This window comes from Micromonospora sp. NPDC003197 (assembly GCF_053590565.1).
Window position 1 is genome coordinate 86,877 of record NZ_JBSFTE010000024.1, and the last position, 19,894, is coordinate 106,770.

General features: G+C 65.1%; 15 protein-coding genes. 6 read left to right on the top strand and 9 right to left on the bottom strand.

Annotated elements, in window-relative coordinates; genetic code table 11:
- Window positions 1–72: 72 nt before the first annotated feature.
- The 4 genes from ACWDV4_RS23555 to ACWDV4_RS23570 all read right to left on the bottom strand — a co-directional run bounded on the left by ACWDV4_RS23555 (window position 73) and on the right by ACWDV4_RS23570 (window position 2,742).
- Window positions 73–468, bottom strand: a complete 396-nt coding sequence (locus tag ACWDV4_RS23555; protein WP_449982374.1) for an NUDIX hydrolase — start codon at window positions 466–468, stop codon at window positions 73–75.
- A 492-nt stretch (window positions 469–960) separates the two neighbouring features.
- Entirely contained in the window at window positions 961–1,314 is a 354-nt protein-coding gene (locus ACWDV4_RS23560; RefSeq protein ID WP_449982377.1) for a hypothetical protein, read from the bottom strand.
- Window positions 1,311–1,859 carry a hypothetical protein gene (locus ACWDV4_RS23565; RefSeq protein WP_449982380.1) on the bottom strand — a complete coding sequence of 183 codons (549 nt, stop codon included), beginning with the start codon at window positions 1,857–1,859 and terminating at the stop codon, window positions 1,311–1,313. The genes ACWDV4_RS23560 and ACWDV4_RS23565 overlap by 4 nt, the downstream gene beginning before the upstream one ends.
- Complete coding sequence (locus ACWDV4_RS23570) at window positions 1,852–2,742, bottom strand: helix-turn-helix domain-containing protein (protein ID WP_449982383.1); 891 nt, start codon at window positions 2,740–2,742, stop codon at window positions 1,852–1,854. The genes ACWDV4_RS23565 and ACWDV4_RS23570 overlap by 8 nt, the downstream gene beginning before the upstream one ends.
- Window positions 2,743–3,111: 369 nt before the next feature.
- Between ACWDV4_RS23570 and ACWDV4_RS23575 the strand changes: the two genes are divergently transcribed.
- Together ACWDV4_RS23575 and ACWDV4_RS23580 are read left to right on the top strand one after the other, a co-directional pair.
- Entirely contained in the window at window positions 3,112–3,348 is a 237-nt protein-coding gene (locus ACWDV4_RS23575; RefSeq protein WP_449982385.1) for a GntR family transcriptional regulator, read from the top strand.
- A gap of 314 nt (window positions 3,349–3,662) precedes the next feature.
- Window positions 3,663–3,899, top strand: coding sequence for a GntR family transcriptional regulator (locus ACWDV4_RS23580; protein ID WP_449982388.1), 237 nt, complete (start codon window positions 3,663–3,665; stop codon window positions 3,897–3,899).
- Between the two features lie 50 nt (window positions 3,900–3,949).
- Here ACWDV4_RS23580 and ACWDV4_RS23585 read toward each other — a convergent pair whose 3' ends face one another.
- Entirely contained in the window at window positions 3,950–4,396 is a 447-nt protein-coding gene (locus ACWDV4_RS23585; protein ID WP_449982391.1) for a SitI3 family protein, read from the bottom strand.
- A 189-nt stretch (window positions 4,397–4,585) separates the two neighbouring features.
- On the opposite strand from ACWDV4_RS23585, the gene ACWDV4_RS23590 reads away from it, so the two are divergent.
- Complete coding sequence (locus tag ACWDV4_RS23590) at window positions 4,586–4,996, top strand: GntR family transcriptional regulator (protein ID WP_449982394.1); 411 nt, start codon at window positions 4,586–4,588, stop codon at window positions 4,994–4,996.
- Between the two features lie 26 nt (window positions 4,997–5,022).
- Here ACWDV4_RS23590 and ACWDV4_RS23595 read toward each other — a convergent pair whose 3' ends face one another.
- Window positions 5,023–5,475 (bottom strand): SitI3 family protein, encoded by a 453-nt coding sequence (locus tag ACWDV4_RS23595; protein WP_449982397.1) that lies wholly within the window; start codon window positions 5,473–5,475, stop codon window positions 5,023–5,025.
- A gap of 370 nt (window positions 5,476–5,845) precedes the next feature.
- On the opposite strand from ACWDV4_RS23595, the gene ACWDV4_RS23600 reads away from it, so the two are divergent.
- From ACWDV4_RS23600 to ACWDV4_RS23610, 3 genes are all read left to right on the top strand, one after another.
- Entirely contained in the window at window positions 5,846–6,373 is a 528-nt protein-coding gene (locus tag ACWDV4_RS23600; RefSeq protein WP_449982399.1) for a DUF6244 family protein, read from the top strand.
- Between the two features lie 236 nt (window positions 6,374–6,609).
- Complete coding sequence (locus tag ACWDV4_RS23605) at window positions 6,610–6,969, top strand: CdiA C-terminal domain-containing protein (RefSeq protein ID WP_449982400.1); 360 nt, start codon at window positions 6,610–6,612, stop codon at window positions 6,967–6,969.
- Window positions 6,970–6,983: 14 nt separating this feature from the next.
- Entirely contained in the window at window positions 6,984–7,436 is a 453-nt protein-coding gene (locus tag ACWDV4_RS23610) for a SitI3 family protein (RefSeq protein WP_449982402.1), read from the top strand.
- An 82-nt stretch (window positions 7,437–7,518) separates the two neighbouring features.
- On the opposite strand, the gene ACWDV4_RS23615 is transcribed toward ACWDV4_RS23610, so the two are convergent.
- From ACWDV4_RS23615 to ACWDV4_RS23625, 3 genes are all read right to left on the bottom strand, one after another.
- On the bottom strand, window positions 7,519–11,550 hold the full coding sequence (locus ACWDV4_RS23615; RefSeq protein ID WP_449982404.1) for an Eco57I restriction-modification methylase domain-containing protein: 4,032 nt from the start codon (window positions 11,548–11,550) through the stop codon (window positions 7,519–7,521).
- Complete coding sequence (locus tag ACWDV4_RS23620; protein ID WP_449982407.1) at window positions 11,550–14,489, bottom strand: DEAD/DEAH box helicase; 2,940 nt, start codon at window positions 14,487–14,489, stop codon at window positions 11,550–11,552. The genes ACWDV4_RS23615 and ACWDV4_RS23620 overlap by 1 nt, the downstream gene beginning before the upstream one ends.
- A gap of 91 nt (window positions 14,490–14,580) precedes the next feature.
- A complete protein-coding gene (locus tag ACWDV4_RS23625) occupies window positions 14,581–19,662 on the bottom strand; it encodes a DEAD/DEAH box helicase (RefSeq protein WP_449982409.1) in 5,082 nt (1,693 codons plus the stop codon).
- Between the last annotated feature and the right edge of the window lie 232 nt (window positions 19,663–19,894).

The following is a 19,894-nucleotide window of genomic DNA, read 5'->3' on the forward strand; positions in this document are numbered from 1 at the left end:
CCCGCTGGGTCAGTGACGGCTTGCGGTCGCCGGCCTCCCCCGGTCAGTAGTGGGGTCGGAGGCAGCGGCGGGTCACAGCTCGCCGCGGTCGTGCAGCCAGTCGAAAATCAGCTTATCCACCATGGACGATTTCTCCCGTCCGGAGTAGTCCAACCAGACGACTTCCTCGATTTCGGCGCCGGGCTTGAGCGAGCCCTTGTAGTCCGACCGGTAGCAGGTCATCCGGACGATCATGCCCTCGGCCTTGCCGCGGGCCTGTGCCTCGAAGGCCTCGGCCAGTTCGATCGTGTCGTCGACCAGGTCGACGCAGAGCTCTTCTTGAATCTCCCGCTTGAGCGCCTCTTGATCGCTCTCGCCCGCCTCACGCTTGCCGCCAGGAATGTAATAGGCGTCCTTTCCGTGCGACCGGGTGCTCAGAATCTTGCCGTTTTCTATCCGTAGCCACGCCAGTTTGTCGATAATCTTCACTCTTGGCTCCCGGCCGGTCGATCGTATGCGGCGATCCAACACTTGGGCCAGCCCGCCTCGACCGTTTCGATCATGAGTTCCATGGCATGCGCATCCAAGACGTAAGTCGATGTCATGGTTTTGAAGCTGGGCGACGGGTGGATTCCCATATCGGCCCGGCCGGAATGATTGTGCGGGCATTCGAGCGGCCTCACCGTAGCATCATGTGTCGATCGTTGCAGCCACCCAACATTCGTGGTCCGGCATCATTCTTTGTGGGCCACCGGGGTCAAGTTTGCCACCGAGTCCGCCTGCTGCGCGACCGTCAGAAGATCGAATAGGATTCGGAGCCGGATAAGAGTCGGCGTAGGAGAGGAAGACAACACGCCACGTGCCATGCGGTTCAGCCATGATGCCGGGTTGTCGGGTTTTCAGCGACGGGCATCAGCGCTGATTCGCCGAGCATGACCTCGTAGCGGGGGGCCTGGTACGGGGCCCGAGTAGATCGGACGCTCAGTCAGTTTCCTGTGGGTGACCAGCACCGGCGTAGGTGATCCAGGCCGTACGACGTTCGTCGTCAACCAGGTACCAGATGCGTCCGCCGCCGGTGACCTCGTACTGCCAGCGCTCGTGGGCTTGTCCCTTCCACGTGCCGCTGGCGAGGGAGCCCTTGAGACGATGGTGCCGGTCCGGTGCGGTCATGGCTCTTGGGTTGGCGCGGATGGCGTCGTATGCGCGCCGCAGGTTCGCGGGTGCCTGGCGGGCCAGCGTTTCCCAGCCATCGGCTGCCTGAGAGTTCGCAAAGCGAAGGTCATACTCGGCGTCGATGGGCGGCGGTGCTGCCCGGTCGCCACGCTTCGGGCTCATCGCTCGGTAGTCGGGGGATGAGCCGGCCCAAAGTCGCACTCGGGCTCGCGGCTGATGATTTCCAGCAGCCTCGGATCGCTGTAAACCTCCGCAGTGTGCCGCCACTGGGCGAGCAACACGGCCACTGGGGTCAGATTGTCGACCGAGGCTGCTCCCTGCGCGACTGTCACCAGCTCGGATAGGAGCTGGTCGACGTCGGCGTCGGGGAGGAAGGTGACCCACGGCAGGGCTTCGACCAGGACCCGCCGCACCGCCTCCAGGGACTCGGTACGGACCAGACCCGCCAGGAGGCGAGCGGTGAAATCGACCACCACCGCCTCGCGTTCCATCTGGTCTGCCCTGATCAGCGCCAGATCTTCCGCGTCGCGGCGGCGCAGCCGCAACACGCGTACGACGTTCAACCGTTCCGCGGCTGCCCCGGGTCGGTGCAGAAACTCGCTGAACGGCACTTCTTCCTGTGCCGCCACCATGACATCCACACTACCGTGGAACTTGTCAGATAGGTGCCAGCCGATCCTGGTCTTGGAGCTCGCAGGTTCAGCCATGCTGGAACCTCTCGGCAATCTTTTTGATCAGCTGTCGGGACTGTTCCTCGTTCAGCGCCAGCGTGTCGAGGCTCGCCCAGGTCCGCTCGTAGGCGGCCAACTCCTCCTTGCGGTCGAGATAGAGCGCGCCGGTCAGCATCTCGCGATAGACCACCGGCGGTTCGGGCTCGGTGCGGTTACCGGTGGGGAAGTCGAGCATCACGAAGGTCCCGGCGATGGCACCGGAGTGCTGGCTGGCAGTCAGAGGTAAGACCCGGATCGAGATGTTGGGCAGCCGGCTCGCCTCCAGCAGGTGCCGGAGCTGCTGGGCCATGCATGCCGGGCTGCCGACGACGCGGAGCAGTGCTGATTCGCAGAGCATGACGTCGTAGCGGGGTGCGGACGGGTGCCGTCGGTGGAGGAGGGTCTGCCGCTTCAGTCGTACCTTGATCAGTTGCTCTTGCTCGTCGGCGGTGAGGTCGGGGTGCTGCTGGCAGAGCCCGTGCGCGTACTTCCGGGTTTGGAGGAGGTCGGGGATCAGCGTGCTCTGGTGGGTGCGGAGGCGGCGGGCGGCGGACTCCAGACGGGCGTACAGGTCGAACCAGGCGGGGATGGTGCTGCTGTAGGAATGCCACCAGCCGGTCGCGGTCGTCTTGCCGGCCAGGGCGACCAGCGCGTCGGTCAGCTCCGGGCTCGTCTCATAGAGCGCACACATGATCCGTACGTCGTGGGCGCGCACCTCGCCCGCGCCCGTCTCGATCCACCACATCTTCCGTGGGCTGTACTGCAACGTCCGCGCCACACCGTCCAGCGACATCCGCGCCTCGGTCCGCAGCTCCCGCAGCTCTCGCCCGAGTATCCGTCGAGGAACACTCGACGCCTCCGGCTCATCAACCTTCCGCATCCCGCCCCACAATCCGTCGACACCTACTACTCACCGTTGCTGGTCCGCGTGTGTGGTCTGGCGCTCCTCGGGCCGCTCGTAGGCGACCGCGCCGTTGCACCGCGAGGTCCCCCGAAGATTGGGTACGAAGTCCTCGACAGCCAGCCGCCGGAAGCGCCTTGGCGCGTCTCCATCTGGTTTCGCTTGCCCGGTCGGGTCGATGACGACCTTCCCTGGCCGCAAGAGCCACTTCCAGCGCCTACCCATGTCCCTCCTTCCTGCATCGCTGCACCTCAAGGCATGTTTACAATCAAACTAATCTTTCAAGCTATAGATTGTAAAGGTGGCATTGGTAGCAAGATCAAGAACTGGGCGTGATGGACTCGCGTCATGGTGCCGTACGTGCCGCTGTGGCGAAGGATCCGGCAGGACATCCAGGGCATGATCGATGCCGGGATCTTGAAGCCTGGAGCCAAGCTGCCGACGACCAAAGAGCTTGCCGAACAGTACGAGACTTCGTCGGTGACCGTCAGGAAGGCCGTCGAACTCCTGATAGAGGCGGGAGTGCTGGAAGGCAGGCAAGGTGTCGGTGTGTTCGTCGCCGACACCTCGGAGCAGGATGCGTAGGCACGGAGCCTTCGTCGTGTCGCGGGAGACCGCACAGGCAGACAGCGCGACTGCTCCGGTCGTCGCCGGATGAGAAAGCTTCGGCTGGTAGCGAGTCAGGAAGTGCAGGAGATGCTTCGCGTCTCCCGTACGCGCGCCTACCAGATCACCAACTCGAAATCCTTCCCAGATCCGGTGGCCGTCCTGTCCGTAGGGCGAATCTGGCTTGCGAGGACGTAGAGCGGTGGATCAGAGATCACCGGCCGGATCATCTTGATTCGGAGGAGTAGGGGATAGGCCTCGATAATCCTCGGCTCAGCTGCTTTTCTGATCGCATGCCGTATGCCCAGCCGCTCTGGCGTCAGATCAGGGAGCATCTCCGCGCGAAGATCGCGGCTGGCATTTACCCGCCAGGGACAAAGCTTCCCTCGACCCGTCTGCTGGCCGAGGAGTACGACACAAGCCATATGACTGTCCGTCGTGCCCTTGATTCCATGATCGAGCTCGGTGAGCTGGTCGGCCGGATGGGCATCGGCGTCTTCGTGGCCGACACCTCGGAACAGGACTCCTGAGCAGCGAAGTCGCTGCTGGCGCAACGCCTGGCGCTTGGACCGTGAAGCAGTCACGAAATATATGTCTCGTCGAAGTCTTCGTGGTTCCAACCGGTGACGTTGTGCTTGCGCAGCTTGCCGTCGAAGCGGGTCAGTAGGAGCCAGTCGTAGTTCAGGGTCAACGCCGCGTCTTCGGGCCGGTTGGCCAGGACTATGGCCACTGCCCTGAGCATGTGTGGCCTGCCCTGCTCGGTCAAGGTGTCCTTGCGCATGTGGAAGGCGATGTCGACGTACGTCTCGGGCTTCCATAGCCATTGGGTGCCGGAGTCCTCTGCCTCGTAGTAGCCGTTGGTGCCGGCCAGGATGCTGACTGCGTATCCGTACTCGTCGTAGAGGTATGCGCACAACATCCGGTCGCCAGATGCTGAGAGACCTTCGGTTGCTCCAGGGGCAACCAGTTTGGCCAACTCTTCCAGCGGGACGTGGCTCGCGAGTGTCAGCTCATAGTCGATAGACACGATCAGATCCTCCCTCGATCTCGTTGTCTGGCCTGAACGAATGTCGCCATCGTGGGTGCCCTCTACTGGCGGTTATTGCCGTTGGCGATCCGGGTTCCCGTCACGGACGGTTGCCAATGATGCGACTATACGCACGGGGGCATAGGGGCACAACCAGTCGGCCCCATGGGGGAACAAGGCTTGTGCGGTATGACCATCGATCCGCGCTCCCACACGCCGGTTTACGTGCAGGTGGCCGACCTGCTGCGTGAGCGCATCGAGTCTGGGGAGCTGCTACCGGGCGCGACGTTGCCGAGCGAGGCGCGGTTGACGCAGGAGTACGGCATCGGTCGCGAAGCGGTCCGGATGGCGATCTCTGCGCTGCGCGCGGAAGGACTGGTCAGTACAGTTCGCGGACATGGCAGCCGGGTGCGGGAGACGCCCGAGCGCCAACAGGTCGAGATCCCGGCGGGTGCGTCAGTGATCGCCCGTATGCCCACCGGCCGCGAGCGCAATGAACTACACCTCGACGAAGGCGTACCGGTGTTGGAGATTCGCCGCCCCGAGGGGCACGTAGAAGTCCAGCCGGCTGACCAGGTTCAGCTAACACGCCCGGTCTGATACGCCTTCATGAGGCTGTTGGAGGTCTACCCGGGAATGATGTTGTTGTAGACTGCACCGCGCCAGAAGTCGGACAAGCTGTGCTTTCGCAACTTCCCGTTGAGCCGGGTTAGCAGTAGCCAGTTTCCGTCTTGGATGAGTGCCGCGTCTTCGGGGCGGCTGGCAAGAATTCGAGCGACAGTGGTAAGCATGTTGGAAACGTCCTCATCGCCCATGCTTTTGCGCATGTGGAAGCTGAAGTTAATGTATGTTTCCAGCTCCCATTCGAATTCATCGCCGCTGTCGCCCTCGGCCGAATAGTAGCCATTCTTGCCGCCGCTGATAGTAATGGCGTAGCCGCGCTGCTCATAAAAGTCGGCACTGAAATATGGCGAGTGTCCTGGGGCTGGCGGCTTTTCGGTGGCCTCCGGGGCGGCAAGCTTTGCGGCCTGCTCCAGCAGCATTTCGGTCGCGATAGTCAAGCGGAAGTTGATTGCCATCTTGTTACCTCCTAAGATTGGCGAATCATCTGGACGACGGTTCCATTAGGCAGCACGGCTACCAGCTGCTTGAGTCCTGGTATAGGCCAGTCGTCGAGCTGCTTACGTAAGTCTGCGGGATTCCAATGCCAGTCCTCAAGCTGGAGGACGATCAGTTCAGCCTGCCCTGGACGCGCCAAAGGTCTGCGTAACGGATGAGACGAAGATTCATCAATCACTTGCCTCGGACCGCCCGCGCTGGACTTCATGCGCGCGGCTCGGCCGTACGGAGTGCCGTCGCCGGTACAACCTAGCGTCTGGCTCGCCTGGGAGGTTGCCTGTAGTTTCGGCTACAGCATCTACGTCCTTCGCATCGAGGAAGTGGACAACCATGTCTTACACCGAAAAGATCACTGGTGAGCTACGTGCACTGACGGTCGGGGTTGAGAGAGCGCAAGGGCTGATAGCCGCCGCTGACAGTCAGGCAGAGGCGGTGGCTATCCGGGCAGCAGGCACTGGGTTCGCTGCCGTGGCTGCAGGGATGATGCGGGTACGCAGTGCAATCGTGGCAATCCAAGGGAGAGCTGGTGGACTTGCCACCTTGATTGGAGAGGTAACGAAAGTAGTCGGTTCCGTTCCCCACGGGGCGACCCCGGAAGAGGCGATCGGCGGGTTGACGCCAGCGCAAAACATGATCGACGGGTTGCGTGATGGGATCGGCGGCGTCATCGCGCAAGTCGGCGAGACGCAGCGAATCATTAGTGCGGTTCTCCATGGCGGACAGCCGGAGCCGTTGCTACAGGCGCTGGAGAACGCCAAGCAGGTTCTGGTGTTGGTGGCTCAGCGGGCCGGAGTTACTCGGCAGCTCGTCGAGGCGGGGATCGCGGAGGCGCGTCAGTTGGGGTCGTCGGGAAACTGACGAGGGCTGGCGGTTCCGTGCCGGCCAGCCCTGCCGCTTCCACCACGAGTGATTCAACCTCGACGACCTCCCTTTCCGGCGGGGTCCCTCCTGCCGGCCATGATCTAGCGACGCCGTGGACCAGGCAGCCGACCGGCATCCCCGGAGGTTCACCGACCGGACCGCGAACCAGGATCCCACCAAGGGAGGACGACAATGTTCGTCGTTCCCTAAAGCTGGAGAACGAATGCGCCGATATGGTTGCAGGCAAAGGCTTCCGGGTGCATCAAAACCCTACGAGGCAGGAAATAGCTGAGGCGCGGTCTAAAACAGGCGACTCTGGAAAGCCGGACAAAGATCCGGACTACTTGATTGAAGGGCTCGTCTTCGACTGCTATTCACCGACCCCGCCGAAGCCGGTGCGAGGCATTTGGACTGAGGTCTCGGAGAAAGTCGCCAGCAAGCAGACGCAGCGCGTGGTCTTGAATCTTAAGGACTGGCGCGGCGATCTCGCTGCTCTGGGTAAACAATTCGAAGACTGGCCGATAGTACGACTCAAAGAGCTAGTGGTGGTGACCCGGACCGGTGCAATAATTCAGTTCGTGCGGCGAGACTGAGGAAGGTGATAGGCGTGGCTATTGAGTACCGGCTGACGTTGGCGGGTGACATCTCGTTACGGGAGGTGGCGGAGCTTGCTGCGCCGGAAGCCACTGAGGAGTCCTCGCTTGCTGGCTACCCACGGCTGTTCAGTGCCGATCTCTACGAACAACTCGGGTACGCGGTCAGCATCTATGCGGGCAGTCATGGCTACTACGACGCTGAAGACGACGATGGTTCCCAGTGGGAGTGGGAGCCGGAAGAGTATGTGAACGTTGGCTTTCGCATGCGTAAGAATGATCTGTCCGACAAAGGGACGCCAAACATGGTGGCGGCCGTGGCAAGAGTGCTTGACGGTCGGCCAGAGGATGCGGCGCTAGTGTTGAACGGTAATTGGTTGCTGCTAACGCGTTTTGATGGGGTGCTTCGCAAGCGAAGGCCAGAGTGGTGGAATAACTACGGGGTCGGCGAGCTCATCCCCCAGTAGGACGTTATTCTTCCGCTGGATTTGAAGGCAGCTGCCATCTCGTAGAAAGAAGATGGCAGCCACGCCTGAGGGCCTTCTGTTCTTAGCGGGCGGGGTGGCGGGGGCCATGTCCTGGTGGCGGGTTGAGGGTGGATGTGTAGTTCTCGCCGTCGACCAGTGGGTTCGTCAGGCTGACCTCGGCGGCGGCCATACGGTCGTACTCGGCGAGAACCAGGTCCTTGGTCCGATATGTGCCGTACTTGGCCTCGTCCTTCCGCTTGACGATCGGGAACGTCTCCATGATGTAGTCCACGTCATCCCGGGAGATTCCATAGAGGTGGAAGAAGAGGGCGTCAAGTTCAGCTCGAATAACCTGCCGTCGCTCCTCCTCCCATCGGAACGGTGATCCACTATCGCCAGCGCTCGTGGCGAAGGGGGCGAGATCCGTAGCTGTATAGCTGAGTTCGAGAACCCGAGTTGAGACGAAACTTCGGTGCGGTTCTAGTGCTGCTGGCGGAAGGATGGGAAGTTGGCGGATGTAGAAAAAATTTAGGTTCAATCCGGCAACTTTTTGCCGCGTTACAAAATCGAATGCGAAGGAATTGAGCTGCGCCGCTATGCACTCGGAGTCAGATGCTCCATTTGTCAGTAAGATGAAGACTGAGTCGCCTATGGCGGCAGGTGGGATGATTGCTGAGATCATGGTTCGATGATTCGTGGGACTGCTGATTCGCAGGAAGCCCAACCATCCCGGAGGCGCCTCGACTGGAGTTTCGTCACTCGATACCCAACTCGTGGGCAGAGCGAGTCGCGTAGGCCGAGACCAGTCATCGATATTGAGGTAGGAAGGCTGGTTTTGTCGCTTCTGTGCCGTCGCACTTTTTACAACGTCTGCGGCGCGGTGGTTGTATGAGTCCACCATTTTTGCCTCGTATAGAGGTAGGGCTTGGGCGCTGCCCTTGGTGAAGATATTGCCGGTAAGGGTCCAGCCGTCGGCTTCGAGGTCTTCGCGAGTGTGGAAGAGGTGTGAGTCGTTCGACATATGGAACATTGTCATGAATGACACGCCCCAAGGGTTTCCGCTGGGGTCTCCCTCTTTGACGAGAACCGGTACTCGACGATAGATGCCGAGCGTGATCTCCGCGTCGCGGCGGGAGCGGAAGACCGGGCAGGTGCCGGTGTTGGGGTTCAGGAGATTGATTTCGTCGGGAGTAAGAGTGAAAGCTCGGTCCGCGTCGCCCAGCTCAATCGGGTCGTGGAGGAAGAAGGCAAACCTTGCGACGGGCTCGTGGTGGGCGTGACCGGTAAGAGAGAGGATGCTGAACTTGAATGAGCGGTGAACGCCGGTAAAGAGGGGGGACGCGTTCTCGAAGTCATATAGAGCCGAGAGTGATCCGTTGAGGACGAGATCCTTGAAGAAGAACTGTGTGGTGGCGTCCGTGGCGATGCCGGTCGGGACGATGACTCCCATGCGTCCGCGTGGGTCCATGAGCATGCGGTCGGTTTCCGAAAACACTGCATAGGTGTTGATGTCGCCACGGCCGGTTAGTGGGTAACGGCCGCCGTTGCGCAGGAAGTGGCTTTCGCCTTCTGCCTTGCGCTTGGCTGCCTCGAACTCCTCATACAGGGGGCGGCGGTCCTCGTCGTTCTTGAGCGCGGCGATCATGTTCTTACGTGCAGCGGCGTTCTTCGCTGTCGCAATTGCCGCGTCCCGTTGCGCGAAGAACTCCTGTTCCTGAAGCTTGATGCGTTCCCATGGAGGGTTTCCGAGGACGCAACCGAAGCCGCCGGTCCAGCCAGTCGCGGGGTCGATGCCGGTGCCGTCCTTCGGGACGTCGAAGACCTCAGGAAACTCCAGGTGCCAGTGGAAGAATCGGTATTGCTCACGCAACCGATCGATCTCGTCACGGGTGGCCTGCTCGACAGCCGACGCGTTCGGATCCTCCAAAGCGCGGAGGATGCCGTGGGTTACCGCAGGTGGAGCATCCGCTGTCTTCTTCCACATGAACGCTGCACACCAGGCGTCCGCAACGCGTAGGGCGCGCCGGTAGTCGGTAGAGCCCGCCAAGTCCCGATAGGCGGACTCCTGCCGACGTACGTCTCGGAGCACGTCAGAGGGCGCGCTGGTGATGCGGCGCAGGTTGTGCGCGAACGCGCTGTTGGCGACGTTCACCGTTTCGAGCAGGTCGTAGATGCTGCCCTGCCCTGCTCGCTGCTTGGCGTTCTGCTTCTCCAGGGCCTTGGCGAACTTTTTGTCGTCGCCCTCGATGGGTTTGAACGCCTCATCGGGGATGCCCCGCAGGAGCAGTGCGGGTGTGGCCCCGATCAGGGCATTGCCATGCTTGATGTGCGCGTCCAGGAAACTCAGCGGCTTGCCCGGTTCCAGGGCTTCCAGCCACAGCGAGACCTTGGCGAGTTCCACTGCCATCGGGTTGAGGTCCACGCCGTAGATGCACGCGGCCACCACCTCGTGCAGGGCACTGCGTACCGCGTCGAGGGTCGGTTCGGGGTTGCGTTCCCGTACCGCCGCGACCCGCTTGGCGATCCGACGGGCGGCTGCCACCAGGAAATGGCCGGATCCGCAGGCTGGGTCGCAGACGGTGAGGGCGAGGAGCTCGGAGACGATCGCGTCGGCCGGGTCGGGCTTACCAGCGGCGGTTGCCGCCACCTCGCCCCGCTTCACCGCGTCGTCGATCACCGGATCGAGTGCCGAGTCCAGCAGACATTCGATCAGCGAGGACGGGGTGTAGTAGGAGCCGGTGGTCTTGCGGGTGTTGCCGGCGAGTTCGACCAGCTCGAAGGTGCGATCGACCGCGCTGTGCTTTGGCACCAGCTCCAGCAGCGATTCGTAGATCGAGCCCAGTTCTTCGGCGTCCAGGTGCCGATAGTCGATCGACCGCCAGCGGCGGGAACCGGTGTCCCGCACCTGGCATAGATGCCGTACGGCGGGCAACAGATGCTCGTTGGACAGCGACAGGTCCTGTAGTGGCCGGTCCGCTCCTCCGTTGTCGAAGATGCCGCCGAGGCCGGGGAGGCCCAGTTCGGGGCGACCGTTCTCGTTGCCGAGTGCGTCGAGGACGAGCCGCAGGGCCTGGTACAGGTCACTGTGGGTGCTGCCTCGGCGGCGTCGGGCGTGGGTGCGCAGCCGGGCGGAGGAGAAGTATTTCGCGTACCGAACGCGGGTCTCCTCGGGCGTGCCCCGCGGGTGCAGCACGTCGCGGTCCTCGGCGACGAAGAGGAAAAGTAGCCGATAGACCAGGCGCAGCAGGGCGTTGTGGAACTCCTGAACGTCGAAGTCTTCGCGTAGCCGGTTGTTGTCGGGGTGCCGCAGAAACCCGGTGCCGAGCGTGGTGATGGCTTCCTGTACACCCTTGCGGAGTTGGTCCAGGGCGCGGACGCCTGAGGCGATGGCTTCCGTACGCCATTTTTCGAGCCAGCAGGTCGACGCTGCCGCACCTTCGGCGATCTCGAAGCGGGAGACGTGCAGCAGCCGATAGAGCAGGACGAACTCGCTGAACAGCTCGCCGTCGAAGATTGCCTCCAGGTCGAATTCGACGTACGAGGCGGTGGCCAGCGCGCTGGAGTCACGCAGCAGCCGCAGCTGCCGACCGTTGGTGAGCACCCCCCACAGGTGGGCTTCGGACCGGTTGAGGCATTCCTGCACGAGCGACTGCGGCGGGACGGTGCCCGCGCCGCCCGGCCGCTTGTCCAGCGTGGCGTTCCAGGGCGCCAGGTGCAGCGGTACGTGATTCCAGCGGTGACTGATCGCGAAGGTCTTGCCGCCGTCGTCAGCCGTGATACCGGCCGCCCCGATCGCGGTCAGCCGACCGAAGCCGAGCTCGGCGAAGAGCGGTTCGAGCCACTGGGCGACGGCGAGCCCGGTCGGGTCGGCTGGGGCTGCGGCTTCCGGGGCGACTGGCAGCTTGGCACGTAGCTCCTTCCAGACCGACTTGAGATAGTCCCAGTGCCGTTCGGCGTCGTCGCGTACCGAGCGGGACCCGATGACGCGATAGTCGGCGGGACGGGAGCCGGTGACGTCCTTACCTTCGGAGATTCGGACCAGCATGTCGGCGGGGATCAGCCCGCCGATGGTGTGGACGGCGGAAAAGACCTGGTTGCGGGCGGTGGGGCTCATCAGGTCAGCCCTCCCGTCGTCGCGGGAACTGGCAGATAGACGTACGCGCCGAGGATGTCGGCGGGTTTCTGTGCTGTGACGGTCAGGCCCCGAACGATCTCGCCGGCGGCGCTGCGGACCCGGCGGTGCGAGGTGAGGAGTTCGGAGGCCAGCTTCTCGCCGTACGCCTCAAGGTGGTCGGCGATGGCGGGTAGCCCGTCGAGCACCCGAACGATGGTGCGTTCCCCGAAGGTGGGGTCGGTATTCTCGTCGGCGCTGGCGTCGAGCAGGTTCAGCGCGGCTTCGGCCGACAGCCAGTTGGCGTTGGCGGGTGCGCCCGCGAAGGCGAGTAGTCGGGCGTCTTCAGCGACGAGCTGCCGGGTCCCGGTCCTCGACGGCAGGGTGAGGTGGAAGCGGTAGCGGACCAGCAGCAGCGTGGTACGCCCGTTGACGGCGTGGGTGCGGATAACGCCGCAGCGGCGGGCCGGACGCGGCCCGGTCGCCTGGCCGTCGAGCGCGGTGTTGAGGACGTGCCCGGCGAGCGCCACCACCGCCGGATCGGTACGGACCAGCGCCGCCTCGCCCCGCGCCACGGCTGCGGTGCTGCGGAACGGGACCGGCCGCCCCCGTTCGACGACATCACCGCCGAGCACCGGGGCGAGGGCGTCGCGCAGCCCGGCTGGGGTGCCGCTCAGCTCGGCGGTGAAGTCACCAGTATTACCCGGTTCGTCGCGCAGGATTCCGTCGAGTGCGCGCAGCGCCTGCCGTACGAAGCCTCGGACCTCACCGGAGCGGCCGAGGGTGTCGCGGATCGCGGCGACCTCGCAGGCGACCTCCTCCGGGTGGATCGCGTGCTGGGCGAACCGGGAGCGGGAGGTCTTCTCCCGTTCGGCGGCGGACTGCCAGTCGGCGGTCAACACCGCGGCCTTCTTGTCGATCGCCCGGTATTCCTCGACGTCGAAGAGGCTGCCCTGCGTGGTGCTTTCCCGGCCGCGCAGCAGCAGCCATTCGACGATCGCGTCGGTCACCCCGGAGGAGGCGGCGTCCGGGACGGAGACGGAGATGCCCAGGTCCTTGCGGATCTGGCGGTGCTTCTTGATGAGAACTTCGAGGACTTTGCCGTCGATGCCGTTGTCGCTGCCGTAGAGGGTGATGACCCGCACGACGTCCCGCTTCTGGCCGTACCGGTCGACTCGGCCTTCGCGCTGGTCGTGCCGGGTGGGGTTCCAGGCCAGGTCGTAGTGGACGACGGCGTCGAAATGGTGCTGCAGGTTGACGCCTTCGGAGAGACAGTCCGTGGCGACCAGGACGTGCCGGGAGCCCGGGTCATTCCCCGCCTGCGCGGCGAGGTCCTCGATGCGTTGCAGCCGCTGCTGCGGGGAGAGGGTGCCGGTAACCGCCCGTACCACGGTCTTCTTGCCGAGTTTGTCGCCCAGGTGCTCGGCGACGTAGTCGGCGGTCGGGATGTAGCGGCAGAAGACGATCGGCCGGTACCCCTCCTTGAGCAGGTCCTTGACGTGGCTGATCAGGGCCGCCAGCTTGCGGTCCTCGTCCGGGCCTTCGAGCTGGGCCGCCCGGTCGGCGAGCGCGGCCAGCCGGGCCCCACCACTGCCAACTGCTGCGCCATCGGTCTCTGCGCCGGGCGCGGCGTCGAGACCTTCCAGCGCGTCACTGTCGGAGAAGTCGCTGGTCAGCGGCGCGCCGAGCCGGTCGGCTTCCTCGGCGGTGTGGGCCGTGGCGGTCGCCGACCGAGTCCGCAGGGTCTGCGCGGCGGCCCGTGGTGAGGAGACCAGCGAACGCAGCAGGGCGATCGCCGACCACCAGGCGATCCGGGCTTCCCGTCGGCCCTGGCTGTCGGCGGCGGTCACCCGCTCGCTGGCGTACCCGATGGCGTCGTCGAGCAGCGCCCGGTAGGCGGGGGAGAGCTTGTAGGTCTCGTCCTTGAAGTGCCGGTCCGACGGGAACGAGGTCTGCTCGGCGAGGCTGTCGTCAGCCAGCCCGTCCCGCTTGGTCAGATACTGGCGGACGTCGGCGCGCTTGCGGTGTACGAAATACGGGGCGAGCAGCCTACGGCCGGCGTCCGAACCGAGATCGACCGTGGCGAGCTGCGGGTTGACCAAGCCGAGCAGGTTACGGAAGGCACCCTCCTTGCCGCTGTGCGGCGTCGCGGTCACCAGCAGCAGATGCCGGTCGGTGTCGGCGGCGACGCGTTGCAGCAGCTCGTAGCGGAGCTGATTTTGCGTCGAGGTGTTGTCGTCGGCGGTGACACAGGTATGCGCCTCGTCGACGATGACCAGGTCGGGGCAGTGCCGGACGAAGTCGTCCCGATGCCGGGTCGACTTGATGAAGTCGGTGGAGACCACCACGTGCGGGTGCCGGTCGAACAGGGACTGCCCCAGATCCAGACCACGTTCCAGTTTGGACACGGTGGAGGCGAGCACCAGCTCCGCGTCGATGCCGAACTTCGTACGCAGCTCCGCCTGCCACTGCTCGGCCAGGGCCGGTGAGCAGAGTACGGCGAGACCCTTCGCGCTGCCCTGGGCGAGCAGTTCACTGGCGATGAGCCCGGCCTCGACGGTCTTGCCGATACCCACATCGTCCGAGATCAGCATCCGTACCGTCCGCTGCCGCAGCGCCATCATCAGCGGCACCAGTTGGTACGCCCGAGGCTCGACGGCGATCCCGGCCAGCGACCGGAACGGGCCGGCACCGGAGCGGAAGCCGATCCGCAGCGCCGAGCGGAGCAGCCCCGCCGCGTACGAGTCGCCCAGGTCGCTGGCGGACGGGGGCGCGAACTCGGCCCCCCGAACCGGCTCGAAGGCGGGAAAAACCGCCGCGATGTCGTCGTCCGCCCCGCCGAGGGGGCGCAGGACGAGCATGTCCGATGCGCTTTCCGGCAGGATGACCCAGTCGCGGCCACGGGCGGAGACCAGGGAACCAGGGGTGAAGGTGGTCGACATCGGCAGTCCCTCGGAGCTTGACGGGGGTTGGGGAGGGGAGCGGTCTCGACCCGTCGAGAGGGAGTCGAGGCCTACTTCACTGCCGACGTGGTCAACCGCCGCCGATACCCGCGCCGAAGTAGTGCGCGTGCTTCGCCGCGACCGCCGACCAGTCGCTGTCCCGGGCGAACCGGATGACCTCCCAACCACTGTCGCCTAGACGTTCCTCGGCGTCGCGATCGCGCTCAGCGGTCGCGGCGCGCTCGTGTCCGACGTCATCGACGAAGATCGCAATATCGACGCCGGGTAGCCGATAGATGTAGTCCGGTCGGGCCAGTGCCTCGGGAATGAACACCCCCGCGTCGTCCGGCAGGCGCAGCCCGCGCTGTTTCAGCCAGGCGAGGAACTCGGCCTCCAACGCCGTGGCCGACACGGCCGCCAGCCGAGCCACCCGTTCGGTACGGGACTCGCCCGGGTCGATCGTCGTGGCCTTTGCGGCGGCGAGACGCAACAGCAGTTCTCGTATCAGGTGCCGGTCGATGAAGCCATGATCGAGTTGGTTCGAGTACGTGAGTAGACACTCGTAGCAGCCCATCGAGCAGGGTCGACTCGGGTGCGGACCACCGAGGTCGGAGCCGTCCGGATCGAAGTGGCAGATCTTCAGCGCCTCGGCGGCGGCGCGCGCCAAGGCGGTCGGTTCCGCCTGTATGAGCCGCAGGACGCCGGCCCCGCCCTCGGCGGCCTCGGTGAAGAGCATCCACTGCCGCACCCCGGTTTCCTGCGGCATCAGTGCGCTGGTCAGCTCGGAGTCCTCCAGCTCGAAGGCGGCCTCGATGCCGCGCTCGAGCGCGTACATCAACGAGACCGCGACCGACTCCGGCAGCGGCTGGTCCAGCTTCAGCACCAGGATGTTGCGCTGGTCCTCGACGTACGGGATGACCCGCGTCTTGCGTCGTTGCTCGTTGCCGTCGGCATCGACGAGCGGTAGCTCGGCGGAGTCCCCGGACGCCTCGGCGGCGTCTTTTTTGGTCATCCACTGGCCGGTGGCCGGGTCGAGCCAGAAGCCATCCGGCTCACCGGGTTTGGCCCGGACCCATCCGATGTTGGTGATCCGTACCGTCGCCGAATCGCCATACGTGAGGGTGGTCAACGGGCCATCGGTGTCGGAGACGACCGCGTCCTGCCGACCGGGGCGTACCCCGTGGGCCTGGAATCGGTAGGAGGTGACGAGGCGGAAGCCGGCCCGGCGCCGTTCCTCCTCGTCGGAGGAGATCTGTGCCCTGAGCACCGTGAAGACGGTGTGCAGTCTTAGGAGCCCCTTCGTTGGGTCGGGAAGCGGCTCCCCGCACAATTCGCATCGGTCACAGCGGTCGCTGACGTCGTGGTGGTAGCCGCAGGTGGCGCATCGTCGGGCCGCGCTGGTGGACACCTGGCCGGAGTCATCCGTCGACAGCTGGATGCGGGCGACCTGGTAGCGGCCCCCCTCGTGATAGATGAGTTCACCTGGGCCGAACTCACGGATGGCGAGGAACCGGGGACGCTGGAGGTAGTCGCCCTCACCGTAGCGACGGCCCGTCGTGGGAATGTAGGCGGCGAGCGGCAACCGGGGGAACGAATAACCGGGGAGGAAGCCCTCACTGGCAAGATATCGGTACGGGTTGAAGTCCGACAGTACCGAGGCGCGGTCGATGCTCTCGTTCTTGAGCAGGGTGAGCTGGGTCTCGGCCTGCCTGCGGCGGCGTGCGGCTTCGGCGCGGTCCCGTTCGGTCAACGTATGGTCCAGCACGCGGCGGTTCTGCTCAGCCTGATCGACGAGGGCGGCCCGGAACAGGTCGCGCCACCGGTCGAAGGCGCGGTGGAACCGATCCGGAGCGTTCCGTACCGTCTCCTCGATCCACCGGTCGTCCCACCACGTGGAGCGGGCGAATTCGGCGAGCAGCCCGCTGAGCACCTGCCGGGTGGCTGTCACTGCCCGCCGCTGGGCGGTGGTGTCGGCCAGCGCCGCCACGATGTGGTCGTGCAGCGCGAACTCGGGGTTTGGTATGCGATCCCCCTCGGGGTAGCTGATGTCGATGATCCCGGGGATGGCACGGCCCAGCTTGAGCCCGGCCTCGGCCAGCCAGATGGCCTGGACGTGGGAGCGGACAAGGTCCTCGTTGGCGATGTCGAGGCGGGGCGGGGCGACGGCACCCGCCACCATCCGGTCCGAGCGGCGGAAGTAGTACTGGTCATGGCTGTTGCCGGTGTGACAGTAGGTGACAATCAGCGCCGGTTGGCCCGATCTGCCGGCCCGGCCGCTGCGCTGGGCGTAGTTGGCCGGGGTGGGCGGCACGTTACGCATCATCACCGCGTTGAGCTCCGAGATGTCGACGCCCAGCTCCATGGTGGGCGAGCAGTAGAGCAGCTTGAGATCGGCGTTACGGAAGTCGGTCTCCCGCCGTTCTCGTTCCTCCGGTGCGACCTGGGCGGTGTGCTCGCGGGCGCTGAGACCACCGAGGGTGTCGGCGGTGTTCCGGTAGAGGTCGCGGAAGAACGTGTTGACGCGGGGACCGTCGCCGCTGGCGTAGGTGCGGGTTAGGGGGTCGTGGGAACCGGACTCGCCCGATCCGGCCCGCCAGATGAGTGCCCGGGCCGCGATGCGGTAGCCGGTGACCGGCGGGCTGACCGGCTTGCGGAACCGCCGGGGCTGTCGCGATGTCGTCGGTGTGATCGCCGTCAGGATCTGGTCGGCGGCAAGCACCCGGAGCAGTTCCTCGATCACCTGCTGGGTATCGGCGATCGGTAGATTGCGGAAGTGGACGCGCCGCAGGTATCTGCCGAACTTTCCCCGCCCGGAGAGGAACAGCCCAGTTCGCTCCAGCCCTGGCTTCGACGGCTGCGGGTACGCGGCGCGGACATTGGGCCGATCGCCGGCGGAGAGTACCCACGGATGATCGAGGCGCTCCTCGCTGGCCCGCTGGAGGGCATCGAAGTCGTCGCGGAAAATTTGTACGTCGATCGCCAGTGCGCGGCGCATCTCGTCGAGTAGGGCGCGCATGATTTCGAGCCGCTGACTGGCCTCTGCCTCGCGCAGCACCGGCAGGGTATCGGCCCACCGGGTCTGCTCCCCGGCGAGCCAGTCAAGATCAGAATAGTCGATCTTCAGCAGGCCGGTCTGTTCGAGATTGGGCATGGTGACCCGCCAGCCGCGTTCGAGATCCAGATAGAGCCGGAAGGCGACGACGTCGCTCAACGTCTTGGCGGCGTTCCGGGCCATCGAGGGCGGCAGGCTCGCGGTCCCGACATAGTCCGCGAGGTCCAGGTGCAGCGCGTCGGTGACCCGGTTGGCGAGCTGTTCATGTTTCAGGCCCGCATCGCCCGCCTCCAGAAGCGCCTGGTAGAGGGCGCCGCGTAGCTGGGTGACCTGAACGAAGTCGTTGAAGTGACCGGCCTGCAGGGAGGCGTCCTGTCGATTGTCGACGAACGTCAGGAGCTTCCGGGCCTTCTGGTCGAGCGCCTCGGGCGGTGCTTCCTGCAGGGAGCGGACGATGGAAGCGGAGATGAGGGAGGTCGCCGTGGAGCGTCCCTCCTGCCCGAGGGCGGCGAGCTTCGCGAAGTCCCGTCCCCGGTACTGCTCGTAGCTGACCCCGCAGTGCAGGCAGAACGGGAACGGGGACGGAATGAAGGCAGCGGCGAGGCCGGTTCGGCCCTCGACTCCCTGCGGATCGACGGTGATGGGGTGAGGCAACCGGCGTCGCTGCGCGTCGCGTACCGCCTCCTGCCCGTGGTCGTCGACATCCAGCCAGGACTCCGGCAGGCGACGCTCCGCGATGGCATCCGCCACCCGGAGCGGCCACGGCCGGTCGGCGTCGACGTAGAGATAACCGTCCCCGGCCCGGCCACCGGTGGCGATGGTGTCCCGGCGTGACCGGTAGACGACCCGGCCGTCCGCTTCCGTCCGCCACACCGTCAGGTATTCCTGGCCGCACTCGCGGCAGAAGGCCAGCGGCAGCAGGATCTTGCGATCCGGTCCGGGCTGGACCAGCTGATAGTCCCGGGTCAGGTGCCTGACCTCTTTGTCCTCGAGGGTGGCATGAACGGTGTCGCCCTTTGCGATGAACTGATGCAGCCGGAAGGCGAACAGAGGACGATCGGTGACTGGATGCCGAGCCTCCGCGCCTACCTTGAGGGTGTGCTGGATGGCATCGACACAGACTGCCTCGGGAAGTCCGCTCTGCTCGGCCAGCTCGGCCCCCGCAGCCTCGATCCGGGCCGGCTTCCGTCGGACGAGCCGGCCCGTCGAGTCGGCAGGGTCTTCCGCGACGCCGAACCGGGTTTCGATCCATCGAGCGAGCGGATCCCGCACCAGATCCCCGTACGTCTGCGGCGAGTGCTGGGCGCGGATCCGCTCGGTCGGGACCGTCTCCGGGGTCTCCTTCGTGGCCCGGACCAGGGTTTCCCCGACCACGTTCGCCGGGCTGACCTCGGTGCCGAACAACGCCGTGGCGACCCGAGCGACCACGGCGCGCTGGTCGTCGCCGGTGTTCTCGCTGGTCATGGTCGCGGAGGTGCCGACGAACAGCAGCCGTTCGGCTTGGCACGCCTGGCGTACCCGCCGGACGAGCAGGGCGACATCCGCGCCCTGCCGGCCCCGGTAGGTGTGCAGCTCGTCCAGGACGAGGAACTCCAGCCCTTTGGCCATTCTGATGAGCGACCGCCGGTCGTCCGGCCGGGTGAGCATCAGCTCCAACATCACGTAGTTCGTGAGAAGGACGTCCGGTGGGCTGGCGCGAACGCTACGACGTTGCTCCTCGCTCTCCTGACCCGTGTACCGCGCGTAGGTGACCGGTTCGTGGCCCAGGCCGTAGCCATCGCGCAGGTATTTGTTGAGCTCGTTGAGCTGGCTGTTGGCCAACGCGTTCATCGGGTAGACGATGATTGCCCGTACCCGCTTGTGGTCGGGGCTCGTCTTCCGCTCGCGATCTCGCAGCACCCGGTCGACGATCGGGACCAGGTAGGACAGCGACTTTCCCGAGCCGGTGCCGGTGGTGAGTACGTAGGAGGTGTTGGCCTGGGCGAGCCCGATCGCCTCCCGCTGGTGTTTGTGGAGGGTGAGCGGCCGTCCGTCGCATACCGTGCCGCCCTCGGTCTTACCGGTCTGGAAGATCCGCGCGCACTCGGGGTGCAACACCCCGGTGGTGGCGAGTTCGGCCACCGAACCACCGGAAGCGAAGAGCGGACTCAGCGACAGCCAGGGATCGGGCCACTGGGACTTGGCTTCGAGGTCTTCTTCGATGAAGGCGGTTATCCGCTCATCCCGAATGACAGTGCCGCCGCCGATGAACGCCCGGTAGTCGTTCGATATCCGTATCGCTCTGCTGGAGGCGCACGATCGGCAGGTCGAGCAGAAGATCGCCGAGATGCGGGAGCAGCAGGAACACATCCGA